Source organism: Pseudoalteromonas luteoviolacea H33-S, assembly GCF_001625695.1.
In the GTDB taxonomy this organism is placed as follows: Bacteria; Pseudomonadota; Gammaproteobacteria; order Enterobacterales; family Alteromonadaceae; genus Pseudoalteromonas; species Pseudoalteromonas luteoviolacea_B.
The window spans coordinates 127217-145529 of the sequence record NZ_AUXY01000070.1 but is presented as its reverse complement, the minus strand read 5'-3'; the positions used below and the strand labels follow the sequence as shown (position 1 = coordinate 145529).

General features: G+C 41.3%; 18 protein-coding genes and 1 pseudogene. 8 read left to right on the top strand and 11 right to left on the bottom strand.

All coding sequences use genetic code 11. From position 1 onward, the window contains the following. Nucleotides 1–286 precede the first annotated feature (286 nt). Together N477_RS11220 and ilvY are read right to left on the bottom strand one after the other, a co-directional pair. Nucleotides 287–994, bottom strand: coding sequence for a winged helix-turn-helix domain-containing protein (locus N477_RS11220; RefSeq protein ID WP_063360665.1), 708 nt, complete (start codon nucleotides 992–994; stop codon nucleotides 287–289). 64 nt (nucleotides 995–1058) lie between these two features. Next, entirely contained in the window at nucleotides 1059–1952 is an 894-nt protein-coding gene (gene ilvY / locus N477_RS11215; RefSeq protein WP_063360666.1) for an HTH-type transcriptional activator IlvY, read from the bottom strand. 128 nt (nucleotides 1953–2080) lie between these two features. Between ilvY and ilvC the strand changes: the two genes are divergently transcribed. The 4 genes from ilvC to N477_RS26465 all read left to right on the top strand — a co-directional run bounded on the left by ilvC (nucleotide 2081) and on the right by N477_RS26465 (nucleotide 7809). Further along, a complete protein-coding gene (gene ilvC, locus N477_RS11210) occupies nucleotides 2081–3553 on the top strand; it encodes a ketol-acid reductoisomerase (protein ID WP_063360667.1) in 1473 nt (490 codons plus the stop codon). Nucleotides 3554–3735: 182 nt separating this feature from the next. Further along, entirely contained in the window at nucleotides 3736–5640 is a 1905-nt protein-coding gene (locus N477_RS11205; protein ID WP_063360668.1) for a methyl-accepting chemotaxis protein, read from the top strand. 101 nt (nucleotides 5641–5741) lie between these two features. Then, nucleotides 5742–6929: a tetratricopeptide repeat protein gene (locus tag N477_RS11200; RefSeq protein ID WP_063360669.1), complete on the top strand. Its 1188-nt coding sequence runs from the start codon at nucleotides 5742–5744 to the stop codon at nucleotides 6927–6929. Further along, complete coding sequence (locus N477_RS26465; RefSeq protein WP_081216353.1) at nucleotides 6910–7809, top strand: M28 family peptidase; 900 nt, start codon at nucleotides 6910–6912, stop codon at nucleotides 7807–7809. The genes N477_RS11200 and N477_RS26465 overlap by 20 nt, the downstream gene beginning before the upstream one ends. A gap of 11 nt (nucleotides 7810–7820) precedes the next feature. Here the strand turns inward: N477_RS26465 and N477_RS26460 are convergent. Then, a pseudogene (locus tag N477_RS26460) lies at nucleotides 7821–8021 on the bottom strand (GIY-YIG nuclease family protein); the annotation flags it as partial. Nucleotides 8022–8176: 155 nt separating this feature from the next. Between N477_RS26460 and N477_RS11190 the strand changes: the two are divergent. Continuing rightward, nucleotides 8177–8536 carry an outer membrane protein assembly factor BamE gene (locus N477_RS11190; RefSeq protein WP_063360670.1) on the top strand — a complete coding sequence of 120 codons (360 nt, stop codon included), beginning with the start codon at nucleotides 8177–8179 and terminating at the stop codon, nucleotides 8534–8536. Nucleotides 8537–8602: 66 nt separating this feature from the next. On the opposite strand, the gene N477_RS11185 is transcribed toward N477_RS11190, so the two are convergent. Continuing rightward, nucleotides 8603–9937: an ankyrin repeat domain-containing protein gene (locus N477_RS11185; protein WP_063360671.1), complete on the bottom strand. Its 1335-nt coding sequence runs from the start codon at nucleotides 9935–9937 to the stop codon at nucleotides 8603–8605. A 274-nt stretch (nucleotides 9938–10211) separates the two neighbouring features. Here N477_RS11185 and N477_RS11180 point away from each other — a divergent pair, with 274 nt between their 5' ends. Further along, nucleotides 10212–10403, top strand: coding sequence for a DUF2897 family protein (locus N477_RS11180; RefSeq protein WP_063360672.1), 192 nt, complete (start codon nucleotides 10212–10214; stop codon nucleotides 10401–10403). A gap of 39 nt (nucleotides 10404–10442) precedes the next feature. Here the strand turns inward: N477_RS11180 and N477_RS11175 are convergent, their stop codons facing one another. Beyond that, the gene (locus N477_RS11175) at nucleotides 10443–11813 is read right to left on the bottom strand and encodes a YjiH family protein (RefSeq protein ID WP_063360673.1); all 1371 of its coding nucleotides are present in this window, start codon (nucleotides 11811–11813) and stop codon (nucleotides 10443–10445) included. Nucleotides 11814–11878: 65 nt separating this feature from the next. Continuing rightward, the gene (gene bamC / locus N477_RS11170) at nucleotides 11879–12940 is read right to left on the bottom strand and encodes an outer membrane protein assembly factor BamC (RefSeq protein ID WP_063360674.1); all 1062 of its coding nucleotides are present in this window, start codon (nucleotides 12938–12940) and stop codon (nucleotides 11879–11881) included. 310 nt (nucleotides 12941–13250) lie between these two features. On the opposite strand from bamC, the gene N477_RS11165 reads away from it, so the two are divergent. Both N477_RS11165 and bcp read left to right on the top strand, forming a co-directional pair. Continuing rightward, a complete protein-coding gene (locus N477_RS11165; RefSeq protein WP_063360675.1) occupies nucleotides 13251–13784 on the top strand; it encodes a glycine cleavage system protein R in 534 nt (177 codons plus the stop codon). Between the two features lie 9 nt (nucleotides 13785–13793). Continuing rightward, complete coding sequence (bcp, locus tag N477_RS11160) at nucleotides 13794–14264, top strand: thioredoxin-dependent thiol peroxidase (protein WP_063360676.1); 471 nt, start codon at nucleotides 13794–13796, stop codon at nucleotides 14262–14264. A 53-nt stretch (nucleotides 14265–14317) separates the two neighbouring features. Here the strand turns inward: bcp and pdxJ are convergent, their stop codons facing one another. The 5 genes from pdxJ to lepB are packed head-to-tail and all read right to left on the bottom strand — an operon-like array spanning nucleotide 14318 to nucleotide 18308. After that, nucleotides 14318–15052 carry a pyridoxine 5'-phosphate synthase gene (pdxJ, locus tag N477_RS11155; protein ID WP_063360677.1) on the bottom strand — a complete coding sequence of 245 codons (735 nt, stop codon included), beginning with the start codon at nucleotides 15050–15052 and terminating at the stop codon, nucleotides 14318–14320. Nucleotides 15053–15056: 4 nt separating this feature from the next. Next, nucleotides 15057–15803 carry a DNA repair protein RecO gene (gene recO / locus N477_RS11150; protein WP_063360678.1) on the bottom strand — a complete coding sequence of 249 codons (747 nt, stop codon included), beginning with the start codon at nucleotides 15801–15803 and terminating at the stop codon, nucleotides 15057–15059. After that, nucleotides 15804–16703 carry a GTPase Era gene (gene era, locus N477_RS11145; RefSeq protein ID WP_063360679.1) on the bottom strand — a complete coding sequence of 300 codons (900 nt, stop codon included), beginning with the start codon at nucleotides 16701–16703 and terminating at the stop codon, nucleotides 15804–15806. It lies immediately after the preceding gene. Next, nucleotides 16693–17370, bottom strand: a complete 678-nt coding sequence (rnc, locus tag N477_RS11140; RefSeq protein ID WP_063360680.1) for a ribonuclease III — start codon at nucleotides 17368–17370, stop codon at nucleotides 16693–16695. Before rnc ends, era begins: the two co-directional genes overlap by 11 nt. A 2-nt stretch (nucleotides 17371–17372) precedes the next feature. Further along, entirely contained in the window at nucleotides 17373–18308 is a 936-nt protein-coding gene (gene lepB, locus N477_RS11135; protein WP_063360681.1) for a signal peptidase I, read from the bottom strand. Nucleotides 18309–18313: the final 5 nt, after the last annotated feature.

The window sequence follows — 18313 nt, the reverse complement described above, 5'->3', positions numbered from 1 at the left end:
ATGAAAATTATTTGTATTTGCATTTTCTTAACGGGCAAAAGTATACACCCACCTAAATAGGAATCAATATTGTTTGCGTTGTTAAGAACATATTGATTAGTAGGCAGTGTCAAGACTAACTATAGAAGAGATAATGAGAGTCACTAGCATTAAAACTGAAATATTTTGTAACAACCTGTTTTGGAAGAACTTTAATATTTTAAATACAAATTATAGAATATTTTGTTATATAATTTTCACAGGGTTTGGTTGATTTATAGTTCGAAAAATTCGAACTATAAATTTTTTACCATGCTTCTTTGACAAACAGATATCCTTGACGCCACACAGTTTTTATCTTTTGTGGGCTAGTGGCGTTGTCCCCTAGCTTTTTACGCAAACAAGATACGCGCACATCTATGGTGCGACTGTTAGCCTGATAATCTTGCCCGATGATCTTTTCATAAATTTCTTCGCGGCTAACCACCTTGGGGGCTTTAGACGCCAATAACCAAATTAGATCAAATTCGTGCGTTGTCAAACTCACACGTTGATTTTCAAACATAACCGTTCTTTCCTCCCCTTTTATGGTCAATGCACCAAACGACAGTTCTTTGCCATTACTGCAATTATATTGGGGTTTAACAGACTGGTATTTACGTAACATGGCGTCAAGACGTGCTCGCCACAACCGAGGTTTAGCATGAGTTGCGATAACATCATCAGCGCCCAGTTCAAGTAACAGGCTTTGAATGTCATCATTGTTATCTTCAACAGACACCAGAACAGGTACTTGATAATAACTTTTTAAAGTATTTATGGTGTCGAATTTTGCACTGGTAGCGATACTCTGATCAATCACAATACTACTTACCATTCCTTTTCGACTTTTTTGATTTACATGGTCTAAATTTTCTAGAACCATCGTTTGCACATCAAATCCTTGATCTTGAAGTGCAGCTTGTGGCACAGCCAAACTGTTACTTTTACTCTCTGCGATCAGTATGGTACGCACTACCTACCCCTGTTCAATACACCTAATTTTTTGCGAGTCTACTCCTCTTACCTGAACATCAGCTTTACGAATTAAATATTCCACACGATACCGAAAACAATTTATTTATTACCGGATCTTGGAGCCGTTTTTTCTTTGTTACCAAGCCAATATCTATTTCTTCAGATTGCAAATTCAATTGCTGAACTTGATTTTTAAACGGGCTTTGTGACAACACAATCTCTGGAATATAGGCTACACCAAAACCTAAGCTTGCCATGGCGACCATGGCTTCATGACCGGAGATATGTGCATAGACTTGAGGCTGGATCGACATACGTTTAAAAAAATTATCGATTCTCTCCTTAAGTACTCCCTGCTCAGGGACAATGAAAGGCAACTCTCCCCACGGCAAGTCACTTTTATTATGCTTATCCAATAACTCCGTTAATGGGCAAGCCATTGTTGGCGCGATAAATACCAGTCGAGAACGGCCAATTGACTGATACTCAATACCTTGAGGTAGGGAAGCTGGTTTGACAGCCACAGCCACATCCGCCAAATCACCTTGTATCTGGGAAAGAGAAAAAGCGGGATCGCCCGTCATCAAATTTAGTTCCACCTGAGGAAACTCTTTACGATAGCGTGCAAATAGATCGTAGATGAAGCTATATGATGCTGTTACAGAGCAGTATAAACTCAGCTCGCCTGTTAATGGCTGGGACTCATCTTGGCATTCACTTTTAAATTGACGCCAACTTGCCAAAGTCGCTTGCGCATATTGAACAAATGCCTTGCCTTGTGGTGTCAAAGATACACTTCGGTTATCTCTGATAAAAAGCGGTGCACCTACCTCATTTTCTAATTGTTTAATTTGACGACTCAATGTCGGCGGGCTGATATAACAGCGTTCACTTGCTCGAGTGAAGTGCAAAGTATCTGCCAAAGCTAAAAAGTAGTTCAGTTGCTTATGATCCATCTAGGCACCTTATCTTTCAAAATATGAAATACAATAGTTTAAATATATCATTTTACGCAAGTACAAGATCTCACTATCTTAGCTCTAACACAAACAAATCACATTAAGACGACAAAGCAGGATCTGACATGGCGAATTATTTCAACTCTTTACCATTACGTGAGCAATTGGCTCAATTGGCACAATGTAAGTTTATGGACCCCTCAGAGTTCAATGACGGTGTAGAAGCATTAAAAGGCAAAAAGTTGGTGATTGTTGGTTGTGGTGCACAAGGGCTAAACCAAGGTCTTAACCTCAGAGATTCTGGGTTGGATGTATCGTATGCACTTAGGCAATCTGCAATCGATGAAAAAAGACAATCATTCCTCAACGCCAGTGATAATGGCTTTGTTGTCGGTAATTATGAAGAGCTCATTCCAACAGCAGATTTAGTACTCAACTTAACCCCAGACAAACAACACTCAGCTGTTGTCACTGCTGTAATGCCAATGATGAAGCAAGGCGCTACACTGGCCTATTCACACGGTTTCAATATCGTTGAAGAAGGCATGCAAGTGCGTGAAGACATTACGGTCATCATGGTTGCACCAAAATGCCCTGGTACTGAAGTAAGAGAAGAGTATAAACGTGGCTTTGGTGTACCAACGCTTATTGCTATTCACCCAGAAAATGACCCTGAAGGTAAAGGTTTAGCACAAGCAAAAGCATATGCAGCAGGCACAGGTGGACACAGAGCTGGCGTCCTTCACTCATCGTTTATAGCCGAAGTGAAGTCCGATTTAATGGGCGAGCAAACTATTTTGTGCGGCATGCTACAAACGGGTTCAATACTTTGCTTTGACAAGATGGTAGAGCAAGGTATTGCTCCAGACTATGCGTCCAAATTAATTCAATATGGCTGGGAAGTCATCACTGAAGCGCTCAAGCATGGCGGTATTACCAACATGATGGATAGGCTCTCTAACCCTGCAAAAGTCAAAGCATTTGAACTCAGTGAAGAGCTTAAAACGATTATGGCGCCGCTCTATAACAAGCATATGGATGACATCATAAGTGGTGAATTTTCTAGTGGTATGATGGCTGACTGGGCAGAGGATGATGCAAAGTTACTAACATGGCGTGCTGAAACCGCTGAAACTGCTTTTGAAAAACAAGCTAATACTGAACAGCATATATCAGAGCAAACGTTTTTTGATAAAGGCATCTTAATGGTTGCTATGGTCAAAGCGGGTGTTGAGCTGGCTTTTGAAACTATGACCGCAGCGGGGATAATCGAAGAGTCAGCTTATTATGAGTCTTTGCACGAAACGCCACTTATTGCTAACACAATTGCACGTAAAAAGCTTTTCGAGATGAATAGAACCATCTCAGATACTGCTGAATACGGGTGCTACTTGTACAATCATGCCTGCCTACCACTGCTGAAGCCATTTATGGAGAATATTAGCAGTGACGTAATAGGTGCAGGGTTAAGCAATACAGACAGCTATGTTGATAATCAGAAGCTTATAGCTGTAAACAGCGCAGTTAGAAATCACCCTGTTGAGGTTATTGGAACAGAATTGCGAGGCTACATGTCTGCCATGAAACGAATTGTATAAACCAGTTCGCTTGTTAGAACCAAGGCCCAACAGTGAAAACTTTGGGCTTTTTTTCATACATTTAAATGAGAGATATAATAAACTACTCATAAATTTATACGACATAACGAATAAATCTATATGTGTTAATTATTGACCATGTTAGAATTATCGCCACGCGGTAATCAGTTTCTGTAGGTTAAATGAGTAACACAAGCTTTACAATCACTCAAAAAATCACCATCCTAGGTAGTGCAACAGCAATATTAGTTGCAAGTTTAATTGGCTTTATTTCGATTTATCAATCCAAATCCATGGTTGAGTCCAGGATGCTCGGCTCTGAGCTACCAAGCAAAGTCGAAAGTATCACTAAGTCTCTTGAGCAAGAAATTGTCGTATTAAAAAATGCGGCAGAGCAACTCTCTAGTAACCGATTTATACTTGAATCAGCTCAAAATGGTCAGTTAAATGAAGACTTATTACTTAACGAACTGAAGAGACTACAGCAACAATATGGCTTGGCTACAGCGTCTTGGGCAAATAGACAAAACAACAAATATTGGAACCAAGACGGCTTCTTACGTGTATTGAATATGCAACAAGATAGTTGGTTTTTTGCTTTTACCCAAAGCAGAAATGCCTATTCAATAAGTATTTTCCAAGAGTCGCCTGGCGACGTGAAAATGTTTGTTAATCACCAGCAAACCAATGGTATTGGCCTTGCAGGTCTTGCTAAAAGTATTGACGACATGCAGCAAAAGCTTGCCAACATGCGTATTGAGCAAACTGGATTTGTCTTTGTGGTTAACCAAGAAGGTCAAGTGCAGCTCCACCCTGATGCCAATTTGGTCGCAAAGTCGACACTTGCAGACTTCTATGGTGCGCGCTCGGCAAGCGAACTTCTAAATAACTCACGATTAAATATTTTAGAGTTAACAGCAAATGAGCAAGCAGTACTCGTTGCTGCACACCGTATTCCGGATACAGACTTGTATGTCATTGCTCAAGTGCCGCAGCAAGAAGTATTTGCTCAAGTCACAGAGCTGCAGTGGCAAATAGTGACTTTTGCTCTCATTATTGCTTTCGTTGCGAGTATTTTTAGCGTATTGCTAGCACGTACTTTGAGCGCGCCTCTATTAAAAATGGCTGATGTATTCAAGCAATTGGGTAGTGGTGATGCAAATTTAAATTATCGCGTACCACGCTCTGAGCAACCTGAACTGGCTGCACTTGGCGACGGTTTTAATCAATTTATTGGCAAAATAGATACGGCTATAAGTAAGGTCGCAACAGAAAGCCGAGATATTCGCGCAGCCAGTGAATTAGTATTTGAACAAACGCAACGTAACTCTCAATCTCTTGATGAGCAAAAGAATCAAACCATTTCAGTGGCAGCCGCTATCAATGAAATGGCAGCGACAGTACAAGAAATTGCAGGCAGTGCGAATAATACTGCAAAGCTAACGCTGGCCAGTAAAGAAAGTTCGCTTGAAAGCCACAGCTGCGTGCAAACCAGCCAAGAAACCTTGATGGAACTTGCCACGGATATTCAAAACATGGCCACTCAAGTTGAGACTCTTGCAAGTAAAACGCAATCCATTGCTAATATTTTAGATGTGATCAGAGGTATATCTGAACAAACTAACCTATTAGCGTTAAATGCCGCCATCGAGTCTGCAAGAGCGGGTGAACATGGTCGAGGATTTGCCGTGGTTGCGGATGAAGTACGTGCACTGGCCAGTCGTACGTCTCAATCAACAGACGAAATCCAAGCAACAATCACCGAGCTAACCGCTGCATCTGATTCAATCGTTGAGCAAATTGCGCTGTCATCACAACAAGCTGAACAAAGTGTCACTCAGATGCAAACATCTGTTGAACTCATGGATAGCATCACTGAAACAGCTAATCAAATCAATGATATGACAACACTCATTGCAACTGCGACAGAAGAGCAAAGTAATGTAGTTGTCGATGTTGGAAGAAGCATAGAACAGATCAGCGTGATAAGTGATGAAGTCATGAACGATCAGCTCAGTACGGAGCAAGCCATTCAGCAATTAGCTGACTCAGCTAAGGAGTTAGATAAATTAGCTGCCAGCTTTTAGAGTAGAAGCTCAATAATTAAGCAACGCTTTGTAACAATTTTTTCTTTATTTACTCTCAGGGTTCGCTAGTCTATTAAGAAAGAGCTGTGGGAGTAACTACCATGAAAATTAATTTTCAAAGCGTTGTTTTAACTATGACTTTAGCGATATCTAGTATCACGCTGAGTGGCTGTCAAACAACCGCATCAGTCGATACAAATAATCTCGTATTACTTAAAAAAGCGCCATTCAAAACACTGCCAGTCGAATCACAGCAAGATATTTTTGTGCTAGACGAGCAAATAATAACTTCTCTTGAAAAACACTTTAAGGAAGGCGAGCAACCAGAGCTAAAACACGCACAGCTCTTAATGCAGTTTTTGCTGGAAAATGGTGATGCCTCACTCTCCTACATGAGTGATGCCAACCTCACTGCATCTCAAACGTATCAAAACCTCAATGCCAATTGCTTATCCTTATCAATTTTAGCGTACAGCTTGTCCGAATTTTTAAACCTACAAGCCGAATTTCAAAAAGTACATGTCCCAGAATACTGGGCTACCAGTCGAGGTTATAACTTTCTCAGTGGCCATATCAATTTAAAAATCCACGAAGATAGAATGCGTTATTACACCAAACAGGTACTTCACACAGCCCCCAGAACACTAACCATTGATTTTGACCCAAATAGCCGCCGCCAAGCATTTAAGACAACTCCGATAAGCAAAGATCGTGTCACGGCTATGTTTTATAACAACAAAGGCGCACTCAACATGGTCGAGGGTAACCATGACCTTGCTTTTAGTTATTTTCAAGCGGCAATAGAACTGGACTCAAACTATACAAGTGCTTGGGCTAATTTAGCGATACTTTATCGGATGAAAGAGGAATTCAGAACCGCAGAGGCATTCTACAATCAGGCGATATCATTAGACCCAAACAACAACACCGCAAAAGGTAACTTGGCAGTGCTTTATGATTTGACTAATCGAAACAAACAAGCTGAGGAAATCAGGACTGCTCTACACCAGTACCGAAAAGACAACCCATATTATATCCTAACGCTTGGCCATCAAGCGATGGAAGATGGCAAGATCAATAAAGCTATTCGACATTATAGAAACGCGCTTAAGATTAACAGTCAATTACATGAGGGGCATTTTGCGCTTGCCAAAGCGTACTACGCAAAAGGCGATTTAGTGCAAACAAAACGTCATATGAAACGCGCACTCGATCATGCAGAGTTTGAACATAACCAAAAACAATATAAAGGTAAATTGGAGTGGTTAGATGCAGTGGCTAAAAATTAGCCTTCTTATTATTTTAGTATGTGGCAGCGAAGCATATTCACTTGAACGAGATATGCGGGTATTAACCAGCCCTGAATTTGAAGGAAGGCCATCTGGGGCTGATAAACCACATCAAAGCGCCCACTATATTACCCGACAATTCGAAAAATATGGCCTTGATGTTCACTTTCAGCATTTTGAATTTGAATATGGCTTTTTCGACTCTGCATCAGGCCATAATGTCGTTGCAATCCAAGCATGTCAGCGTGTGCAGTGCCACTCCCCTATCGTAATTACAGCTCACTACGATCACTTGGGAAAACGCGGCAGTAGGCATTACCCCGGTGCAAATGACAATGCCTCTGGGGTTGCCGTCATGATAGATATTGCTAGGCAATTACAAGGAGTAGATATTGCTAGAGACATCATCTATGTGGCAACAGATGCTGAAGAGAAGGGGCTGCATGGCGCAAAAGCATTTGTGAAAGAACTTGGCGAGCGACAAATTTATATGAATATCAATCTTGATATGCTCGACTTACAGAAAAAAAATCGATTATACGCGCTAGCCTCACGCACACTAAAACCTCTTGAAGCGCACATCGAAGAGACATTTAAGGCGACCTCGGTCAAATTTAGGTTGTTTTTCTCAGCTAAAATCATGGCCAGAAGGCTAGCGGCCCCCCAGGTTGACTGGCTTAGAGCCAGTGATCACTACCCTTTTCACAGAGCGGATATTCCATTTATCTACTTCGGTGCGGGCATGGATAAAAACCATCATTCAGTCAAAGATTCATTGGATAAAATCAACTTTGAAAAGCTCACACAAGTCTCAAATGCGATAACTAAGTTTGTACTTACACTCGTATCTGAGTCTGATATCGCCTCCACAACCAATTGACGCTTTTGCGCTTTTGTCAGTTGTTTTATTTGCCACTCAAGTTTGGCAGCTTGCACTTTTGTCAGACCTGATATAGCAATGATCAGTGAAATGGGGCCTTTGCCACGCAGGCTTTTAGCCCCAGTACCATTATTATGCTGCTCTACCCTACGATCTAAATCATTGGTGATCCCGGTATACCAATGACCCAATTTATTTTCGACGATATACAAATACCAAGTTTTAATCGTGTGATTATTTTCGTTCAATTTAAATTTCTCAATTTTAGAAACTTTTTACAAATTGCGCAGTCGAAATGCACAATCTACTTTACCTTCTTAGTGCAATCTGTATCATTCGTAATAACCTAAAATAAGGATACACATACATGCAGTACAATAAACCCCTTTTGACTTGGCTAGTCGCCGCCATAATGACTATATTTTTGTCCGGTTGTTCAAGCTGGGTTTATAGGATTAACGTGCCTCAAGGTAACTTTTTAGAGCAGTCCGATGTAGACAAGCTTCGGATCGATATGACCAAAGAGCAAGTTATGTTCGTTTTAGGCACACCGGTTGCTAAAGATGCATTTGACTCTTCAAAGTGGCACTACAAATATGTGTTTAACATAGATAGAGAGTCTGAAGTTCGTAAAAGCTTAGTGGTGCATTTTGAAAATGATAAACTACTTAAACTGACTGGCGACTTCGAAACTCCCGAGCAATTTAATACCCCATTAGATAACTAGCCACATCAATAGTTAATATGGCAGATTATCTATCTGCCATTCGAATCATCACTTATTTTACTGTCGCTAAATTGTGACGACCGCCAAGCTCATTACCACGGTAAAAATAGCTTGAATAAATATGCTCACCCAACTCAATGCCCCCAAAAAGCGTAAACTTAACGGTAACTTAGTCGTTGGAAACAGCCGACGATTTTTTAATAGACGCGCTAAAGCAAATATAAATAAAGTACAGCTTGAAAGCAGTATCACCATAGACAATTTATTATCTCGTTCTGCGTCTAGAAAAAGTACCAGCTGCAAAGGCAAGAACAATACAGTCAATGCTTTTAGCGTATAAACCCTAAAAATACGCTGATATTTAGCTTGCTCGCTAAGTTCAATAATACCGCGCTTTTCTAAATATTTCTTTGAATTAACCGATTGATTCTCAGTCGCTAATCGATAAGGTGTGCAACCTGATGCATCTGCAAGACGAGGGTCCACGCCCATATCTTCAACCAATTCAAGCATAGGGCGAGAGTTAGACAGTACAGCATAATGCATCAGGTTTCGACCTAAGTCATCCAAGGAGATCCCACAATGAAACTCTTTAAGTGCTTTTGCAGCACTGACAAAGCCCTTTTCAACGATCCACATCATCGCTGACTTTCCTGCGCTATCTGCACCAAGCCCTCTTGCGCCCTTTTCAATCAGCGACAACATATTTGATTGCTTTGCTGCCCCAGACATGACTTGCTCTAACAGCGCATTATCAAGGATCTGTAGTCGCTCTTCTTCATTACACAACAGAGTCAACAAACCTTCGCAATCACGCCCTTCATTAAGGTTTTTAACCGCCTCAGCTTGGGTGAGCGCCATATTCTCTAACACTTCTTTATAGCAAGGCGTTAAACAATCACGGCTATGCTGCCCGCCATTGAGCCATAATTCACATGTCTGTGCAGGAGAAAGTACAAACCCCTGTGGCAGTAGCCAGCATAAGGTTTTAAATTGTTCATACTTCAATAACAAATCAACAAAAGATATTTTGCTCTGAAGTTTAGCCTGTGATGCAATACTAGAATACTGAGATAAGCAACCGAGTAGCTTCACGGTGAGATCATCTCGGCTTATACCTGCCTGTTCAATATGGTTAAGCAATTGCGCCACATAGAGGTGCTGCTCCTCATCATAGTCGTCAATATGTTGGAAAAAGCAAGACTCAAATGGATCTAAAGGCTTTAGCCATGCCACATAAAAAATGGGCGGCAATACTTGAGAAATAACACCTTGCTCATCTTTCACCACTTCACATTCAGGCCAAGCCTCTAACGCATCGAGAATAAACGCGCCATTATCTTCCACAAGACCTTTTAGCAAAAGCGGAAACTGAGAAGGCCAAATTAAAACTTGCTCCATGGGTGCACAAACCATTTAATTAGTAATATCAAAATAACAATTATCGAAGGCAACATATGCCACAACCTCAGACAGCAAGATGATACCAAGTGTAAACATAAAAAGCTGCGAATATCTCACACTATTTACAACTATCCTCGAACCACCAGTGAAGACAGTATAAACTCGTACAATAGCAGTGATTTTAGTAGACTATGAGGTAATCAATAAACTGATATGTGTAAGCCTATGGATATCAGATTTATCTACGCTGAACACCTTGTATGGAGCCATTTTGGAAAAATTAGAAACTTGGAAAGTCATCCTGATCATTGTCGCCGTACTAGGCTATATCATCGGCAATATCATGTTGCTCAAATATGCCAATAAATTTGACGTGAAAGGTAAAGTTGATAAGCAGCTCAAACCAAATGAAAAGGAAGGTAGTGAAAAAAGCCAAGCTGAGGACAGAGATAAACCGGAGTAAGCAGTGAGTACCCAAAAGCACTCACTGCTGAGTGTAAAGTTAGCCTACAAGCCAATGTGCCATCAATGCGATGACTGGTAAAGTCACCAAAGTTCTCAAGATAAATACCGCAAAAAGCTCAAATATATTAACTGGAATTTTGCTGCCCAGCAGCAATGCGCCCACTTCAGACATATATATCAATTGCGTTACGCTCAGTGCTGCAATGATAAAGCGAGTAACATCACTTTCAATATTGCTCGCTGCTAATATTGATGGAATAAACATATCAGCAAAGCCGACTACAATGGTTTCTGCCGCTTTGGCTGCTTCAGGTACTTGTAGCAGCTCTAAATATGGAATAAACGGCTGACCTAAAAACTGAAAGATTGGCGTTTCCTCAGCAATGATGAGTGCAAATGTACCCACAGCCATGACGACCGGTAATACTGCAAATAGCATATCCAAAGCATTTGATACACCTTCTTTCACGGTGCCTTTCATGCCCGGTGCATTATGTGCTTTTTGCAATGCAACATCGAGTGCATGACCAAACAATGTTTTCCCTTCAGGCACTGCTTCAGAATCTTGGTTATGTGTTGAGCCATCAACATAGATGTCTTTCTTAAAGCTCAAAGGCGGAAGCCTTGGCACAATGATCGCCGCAACGACACCAGCCGCACACACAGTCAAATAAAATGGGGCAAATAAATGCTCTAACTTAACCTGACCAATTACGACCAAGCAGAAAGTAATAGACACTGCAGAGAACGTGGTACCAATAATAGCGGCTTCACGTTGTGTATAGTGCTTGTCTTCATATTGACGTGAAGTCATTAAAATACCGACACTGCCATCTCCTAACCATGAAGCCACGCAGTTAACAGCACTGCGCCCCGGCACACCAAATAGTGGTCTCATTACTTTTGTCAGCAAAGTACCAACTAGCTCTAATAAGCCGAAATTAAGTAATAGAGGAAGTAACAAGCCGGCAAATACGAAGACTGAAAACAACACAGGCAATAGATCATTTAAAACCAATGCCCCTGTGCCACTAGAGTGGATTAGCTCTGGTCCAACTTTAAAAAATGTCATTAAGATAAATAACATGCCGAAAAGTCTCGTAACAACCCAAATCCAGCTCACATCATAAAGATGCCTGATAAGGTCGTTCTTCAATAATATTTTTGGCTTGAATAACTTAACAACTAAACTAAGAACCCCGGTTATACATACGATACTGACTATCAGAGCATGTATAAAGGGACTTGTTAAGCTTTGCAACTCTTTTGCGAGTACAGCAATAGGAATTGTCATCGCATCGCCTATTGCGACAGGGGTCATAAACAGGAATACACCCACGAGTGACGGCACTATAAAAGCAAACCAAGTTCGCCAATTTACCGAAGATGCTTGCGTTGTATCTGACATTATTTCTAAATCCCAAAAAAAGAAAAGAGCTGTCGCTCTTTTCTGAACTACTTTGCGGTTTGTAATTATATACTTAGTCCGCGACTACGCAGAGCTTCTACCAGCCCTTGTTGAAGTGCTTCCATAGTTGCAGCATCAAGTACATTGCCTTCTGCGTCAAGCCATGTCAGTGAAGTTTGTTCATCGTCTGTGACACCCACTTTGATAGTATAATCACCATCTTCGAGTGTTAGTGTCGTCTCTTCTTCACCCCAAATTGAATCCCATACACTGTTTTCAGGTGCTTGGTATCTCACTAATACTTCATTTGAGTCTTCATCCATACGAATAACGGTAAAGTTTACTCGCTCAAGGAAGTTTGATAAACGCTCCATCACAGACACTCTGTCTGCAAGTGTGATCAACGCAGCGTTACCCTCATTATCAAAACCTAAGTCAAGAGACAAAACACCTTGTTGTTTGCGTAACTCAACTTCTAATAAGCGGTATCTATAATCAAACTCAGCAACCACTGCATTTAACGCGCGCACTTCTAGTTGCTGTTGTAATAAAGGATCCAATGCGACTTTGTCACTTTGATAGTCTAATAGCTTTGCCTCAAGAGATGCTGTGCGCTGATGCTCTTCTTGCGACAAAGTAAACTCAAAGCGCTGTCTTGATACTTCAGTAACGGTCTCCCAGAACCAACCTTCTTCTGCCTTAATAATTGAATACCAACCGGTCGCAATCTTGCCGTTCGCACGATCATCTACGCTAATTGAAGTTTGGTTATTTCGAAGTACACCTTCTACTGCTTCCCAAATAAAGGTGTCAAGTGTGTCGATACCATCATTTTTATCAAAATAGATACGTGCGATATCTTCTTTATCTTCGGCCCAGCTACCTTTGGCAAGTGTTAATACTTGTTGAGGCGGTCGAAAACTGAGGGGATCAGCATCATTTTCATAGACAGCAACATTCATTTGAAATTCTTTATCTTGAAAAGGTTGCTCGAGATCTGCTGGAACTTGCACAGCCTCGTGGACACGATAGTTTTTCTTATGATGCGTGTCATTGGTGAAAACACTACAACCTGATAAACCGAGTATAACGCCGAACGTTAGCGCTTTAGGGACCCAATACTGCACTAATAAAACTCCTTAGCAAACCCACTATATAATTATTCTTTCACTTAAGATTAAGGAATGCTGAAATGGTTCACTGCCAGCTACACTAATTTTCTAGAAAACTGACAATTAAATTTCAAAAAATCTGCACTATGTTACTTGGCAAACTCAGCAAACACAAGAAACACGCGCTTGAATTGTCTGATCCGTAAAACAGTGCAAACGTAGTGACAAGTAGGACTGGCATTTAATCTATGATAATATGCGGCGCTACATAGTTTTAATACAGCCTCTATGACTCACTTTGGCGCAAGCTAACTAGGACGTCGGTATGACTACTTTTACTTCACATCAACTTGTTTTAACTGCAATAGGGGAAGATAGATCTGGTATTGTCAGTGAACTTACTCAGCTAGTCAGCGAGTGCAACTGTAATATCATTGACAGCCGTATCGCCATTTTAGGCAATGAGTTTACATTTACTATGCTACTCTCAGGAGATATAGCTGCAATCAGCCGAGTTGAGCACACCCTGCCATCAAAAGGCATGGAGCTAGGCTTACTCACCATGATGAAGCGTACCGCTAGCCACACAGAAAACAACTTCAGTGCAGGTTATACGTTGGAATATACCGGCATTGATACACAAGGTACATTGAGCAGAGTAACGCGCTTTTTCGCTGAGCAAAATATCAGCATCTGCTCACTTAAATCAGATACCTTTGAGGAAAATGACGAGCTACGCATGCGCTGCGAGCTGGAATTCAACACCCCCTCAGAATTAAATTTTGAAAAATTTAAAGTAAAGTTTGAAGAACTATCTAGTATTTCAAACGTACATTATGTTTTCAAACGCATTCGCTAAGGATCATTAATGAATACATTACAAGCAGGTGATATTGCACCTAGTTTTACATTAGAAAACCAAAATGGTGAAACAGTTGCACTGAGCACACTGCTCGAGGCAAATCAGGTTTTAGTTTATTTTTACCCAAAAGCACTTACTCCAGGTTGTACGGTTCAAGCAGAACAGCTTCGAGACCACAAAGCGCAACTTGCTGAACTTAATACTGTTGCAGTTGGCATTAGCCCAGATCCGGTAAAAAAACTTAAAAATTTTGAAACTAAAAAAGAATTAAACTTTGACCTTTTATCAGACGAAGACCACGCCATCGCAGATGCATTTGGTGTTTGGGGCCTGAAAAAGTTTATGGGTAAAGAATATGATGGTATTCATCGTATTAGCTTCTTAATTGGACAAGACGGTGTGATCAAACACGTATTTAATAAGTTCAAAACAAAAGAGCACCACCAAGTGGTTATTGACCACCTGTCAGCTCAATAATAAAAAACCCAGCTTAGAGCTGGGTTTTTTTATCGCTATCGTTTTGTGACAAGTTAAGCTTGTCTCGCCTCAAGCATAATGCGTTTCATATCTCTTACAGCCTTTTCTAAGCCGTCTATCGCTGCACGGGCAATAATTGCGTGGCCAATATTGAGTTCGTATATTTCAGGCATCTGAGCAATTGGTTTTACGTTATGATAGTGAAGACCATGCCCTGCATTGACGATAATGCCAATAGAGTGTGCATATTGCACGCCTTCACGAATGCGCTCAAGTTCCGCACTCTGCTCACTATCTGATTCAGCATCAGCGTAAGCCCCTGTGTGAATTTCAATGTAAGGTGCTTTTGTCGCTTTAGCAGCATCAATTTGTGCTTTATCAGCGTCGATGAATAAAGAAACTTTGATACCCGCTGCGCTTAGCTTTTCAACTGCATCACTGACTTTTTCGAAATTTCCAACGACATCCAAGCCACCTTCAGTGGTCAACTCTTCACGTTTTTCAGGAACAAGGCAGACATATTCAGGCTTTACTTCGCACGCAATATTGAGCATCTCGTCTGTAACGGCGATTTCAAGATTCATTCGTGTTTGAATCGTCTTTGCCATAACATATACGTCACGGTCTTGAATATGGCGACGATCTTCTCTTAAATGAATGGTGATGCCATCTGCACCGGCATGCTCTGCAACAGCGGCAGCATGTGCTGGATCAGGGTAACTTGTACCACGAGCTTGTCTTAACGTCGCAATATGGTCGACATTTACACCTAATAAAATATCTTTCATTACTCTACCTTGGTTGAAAAAGTTCTCTGCTTTTAAGTGGCTTATTACCAAGCAAAGGTTTTAATAAATAACGGCTTAATGCCTTAGCCTGCCGCCGCGATATCAAGGAGCTATATTCTCCATGGGCGATAGCAAGCAGGGTTTGTCCAGAAAAGCTGCGTTGGATATCATCACTGGGACAAAAGCCAACTTCCCTGACAAATTGATAATAGTTAGCTTCCTCAATGGGGGCACCAAACGCATCGTAATCGAATTCAATGCCAACCCCGAGTTCATGTAACAGCTGAAACTCATAATTACGCAATATTCCCTCAATTTGTTCACTATTTTCAGCTTTTTTTAGCTGCTGTTCATGCGAAACAATTGCCATCGTATTACCGATATCATAGAGCTGCTTAAGGTGCTCTTGATACAAGCAAAATACATGATCAAGGGGTTCATTTACAGGGATAATGCGATGAGATAATTCGTTAAGATAAAAAGCACAGTATAAATCTGTGCCTTTAAACATCATAGGGGGAGACTGGATCTCAAAATCATTTAAATACTTTAAATCATACTTGCCAGCGTAGCGTACCAGCAAACAAGTGAAAGGCTGCAAAGACGCATTTTGACGTAATGCACGTTTACCTTTGATTCTCGCCAACATAGACAGTTGGCCAACGCCTTCAACGAGCATATTTAGCATCACTTGCGAATCTCTATAAGGTCGCCGGTGGAGCAAATATGCCTGCCGAAAGTCACTATCCAATCAGTCTTCTCCGTAACCTAAGCTGCGAAGCGCACGTTCGTCATCAGCCCAGCCAGATTTAACTTTGACCCAAAGTTCTAAAAATACTTTGTTATCAAGCATGTCTTCTAAATCACGACGCGCTTCGCGACCGATAACTTTAAGCTTCTCGCCTTTATTACCAATCACCATGCGTTTTTGAGATTCTCGTTCAACCAAGATCAACGCATTGATCTGCCACACGCCATTGTCTTGCCATTTAAATTGCTCAATTTCAACGGTTACTGAGTATGGCAATTCGTCGCCCATAAAGCGCATTAACTTTTCACGGACAATTTCCGCAGCCAAGAAGCGCATAGAACGATCTGTCACATAGTCATCTGGAAAATAGAACTCACACTCAGGAAGGCGATTTCTAACCTCTTCCTTAACCATATCGATATTTTTACCAATCTTCGCTGAAACTGGCACAATACCGATAAATTCATGCTGCTCACTGAGCCACTGCATATGATGCAATATCTCTTCTTTTTCTTTAACTTGGTCACTTTTATTCATCACGACCAAAACAGGACGGCCACTGTCTTTTACCTTTTTAAGAACCATTTCATCATCTTGGTTCCAAAGGGTGCCTTCTACCACAAAGATAATTAGCTCAACGTCACCAATCGAACTGCTCGCTGCGCGGTTCATTAAACGGTTAATGGCTCGCTTTTCATCAATGTGTAGACCTGGTGTATCTACGTAGACAGCTTGATAGTTGTCTTCAGTGTGAATACCCATAATTCTATGGCGTGTCGTTTGCGGTTTGCGAGACGTGATACTGACCTTTTGCTCAACAATTTTGTTGAGCAAAGTGGATTTACCTACATTTGGGCGGCCAACAATCGCAATCATGCCGCAGTGGGTGTTAGGATTCATCTTTTAAAATCTTCAATGCTTGCTCTGCGGCTTTCTGTTCCGCTTTACGGCGTGAACTACCCACAGAAATAATACTATCCATACCCTGTACAGTACACTCAACCGTGAATGTCTGATTGTGTGCTTGCCCTTTTGTATCAATTACCTGATAGGCAGGTAATGGTAGCTTTCTCGCTTGCAAATACTCTTGCAATAGCGTTTTAGGGTCTTTCTGGTTGTGACCTGGAGAGATAGCCTCTAAACGGCTTTGATACCACTTAAGTACAAGCGTCTTACAGGTCTCGATGTCTGAATCTAGAAACACCGCGCCAATAATCGCTTCTACCGCATCAGCCAAAGTCGACTCTCTGCGATAGCCACCACTTTTAAGTTCACCAGGACCGAGCCTTAGATAATCTCCTAAGCCAAACTCAACACCAAACTCTGCAAGTGTTTGACCACGAACCAAGGTTGAGCGCATACGACTTAAATCGCCTTCGCGAGCTTTTGGAAACTTGTGATACAAAGCATCTGCAATTACAAAGCTTAAAATAGAATCGCCTAGAAATTCTAGGCGTTCGTTATGCTGACCTTTATGGCTACGATGCGTCATTGCCTGTTCAAGCAATGCTTGCTCTGCAAAGTCGTAGCCAATCTTTTTATATAATTCTGTGACGTTCTTTTTCATTGTTACTGAATGTTACCTAGGCGTTCAAAACGAACCCCTGTTGGAACCCAGCCTGGCAATAAGCTATCTGGACCGTTTTCAAAATCAAAACTCATCCAGATGAATACAGCTTTTCCAACTAAGTTTTCTTTAGGAACAAAGCCCCATACGCGGCTGTCCTGACTATTGTTACGGTTATCGCCGACAGCAAAGTAGCTGTCTTCTGGAACGACCCACTCATCTCGGCGAGTACCAGGTTGCTGGTAATAACGCTCCGACAGTTCCAGTGCTTTCGGGTTAATTAAAATATCATGTTCAACATTAGGTAAAGATTCTGTCAAACGTACTAGTGGCATAGAGCCTTGCTTGAATTCATCACGATTCACAATTTCAACGTCAATCTTGTTGAACTCTCCACACGCTAGTCCATTTCGGCTTTGCTCGCCCTCTTCACACTTTGGATGAATGAAAAGCTGACGATTACGATAAACAATACGATCGCCAGGCAAACCGACAATACGCTTGATAAAGTCAATACGCTCGTCCAACGGGAATTTGAATACAGCAATATCACCGCGCTCAGGGTCTCCAACATCAACGAGTTGAGAACGCCAAACCGGGTCTTTAATGCCGTACGCATATTTTTGCACTAAAATAAAGTCTCCATCCAACAATGTTGGCATCATTGAACCTGACGGAATTTGAAAAGGCTCAAAAATAAATGATCGAAACACTGTAATCGCCGCAATCATTGGAAAAATAGACTTTGCACTATCAGTTATGGCAGGCACAGGTGCTATCTGGTCAATCACCTCTTGATCAAGAGGCTGCTCCGATGCGCCTTGAGCAAGCGCAATACGTTCCTTACGTTTTGGTGCATACACTAAATGATCTATCAACCAGATCAGGCCCGATCCCAAAGTTAACAGCACGAGAAAGACCGAAAAATAACCTGCCATAAATA

Excerpts from the sequence above, each read along its gene's own strand:
- N477_RS11165 (WP_063360675.1), top strand. The coding sequence starts at position 13,251 with ATGACTACTTTTACTTCACATCAACTTGTTTTAACTGCAATAGGGGAA.
- N477_RS11185 (WP_063360671.1), bottom strand. The coding sequence starts at position 9,937 with ATGGAGCAAGTTTTAATTTGGCCTTCTCAGTTTCCGCTTTTGCTAAAA.
- N477_RS26465 (WP_081216353.1), top strand. The coding sequence starts at position 6,910 with ATGCAGTGGCTAAAAATTAGCCTTCTTATTATTTTAGTATGTGGCAGC.
- ilvY (WP_063360666.1), bottom strand. The coding sequence starts at position 1,952 with ATGGATCATAAGCAACTGAACTACTTTTTAGCTTTGGCAGATACTTTG.
- rnc (WP_063360680.1), bottom strand. The coding sequence starts at position 17,370 with ATGAAAAAGAACGTCACAGAATTATATAAAAAGATTGGCTACGACTTT.
- N477_RS11175 (WP_063360673.1), bottom strand. The coding sequence starts at position 11,813 with ATGTCAGATACAACGCAAGCATCTTCGGTAAATTGGCGAACTTGGTTT.
- lepB (WP_063360681.1), bottom strand. The coding sequence starts at position 18,308 with ATGGCAGGTTATTTTTCGGTCTTTCTCGTGCTGTTAACTTTGGGATCG.
- N477_RS11200 (WP_063360669.1), top strand. The coding sequence starts at position 5,742 with ATGAAAATTAATTTTCAAAGCGTTGTTTTAACTATGACTTTAGCGATA.
- N477_RS11205 (WP_063360668.1), top strand. The coding sequence starts at position 3,736 with ATGAGTAACACAAGCTTTACAATCACTCAAAAAATCACCATCCTAGGT.
- era (WP_063360679.1), bottom strand. The coding sequence starts at position 16,703 with ATGAATCCTAACACCCACTGCGGCATGATTGCGATTGTTGGCCGCCCA.
- bcp (WP_063360676.1), top strand. The coding sequence starts at position 13,794 with ATGAATACATTACAAGCAGGTGATATTGCACCTAGTTTTACATTAGAA.
- ilvC (WP_063360667.1), top strand. The coding sequence starts at position 2,081 with ATGGCGAATTATTTCAACTCTTTACCATTACGTGAGCAATTGGCTCAA.
- N477_RS11190 (WP_063360670.1), top strand. The coding sequence starts at position 8,177 with ATGCAGTACAATAAACCCCTTTTGACTTGGCTAGTCGCCGCCATAATG.
- pdxJ (WP_063360677.1), bottom strand. The coding sequence starts at position 15,052 with ATGAAAGATATTTTATTAGGTGTAAATGTCGACCATATTGCGACGTTA.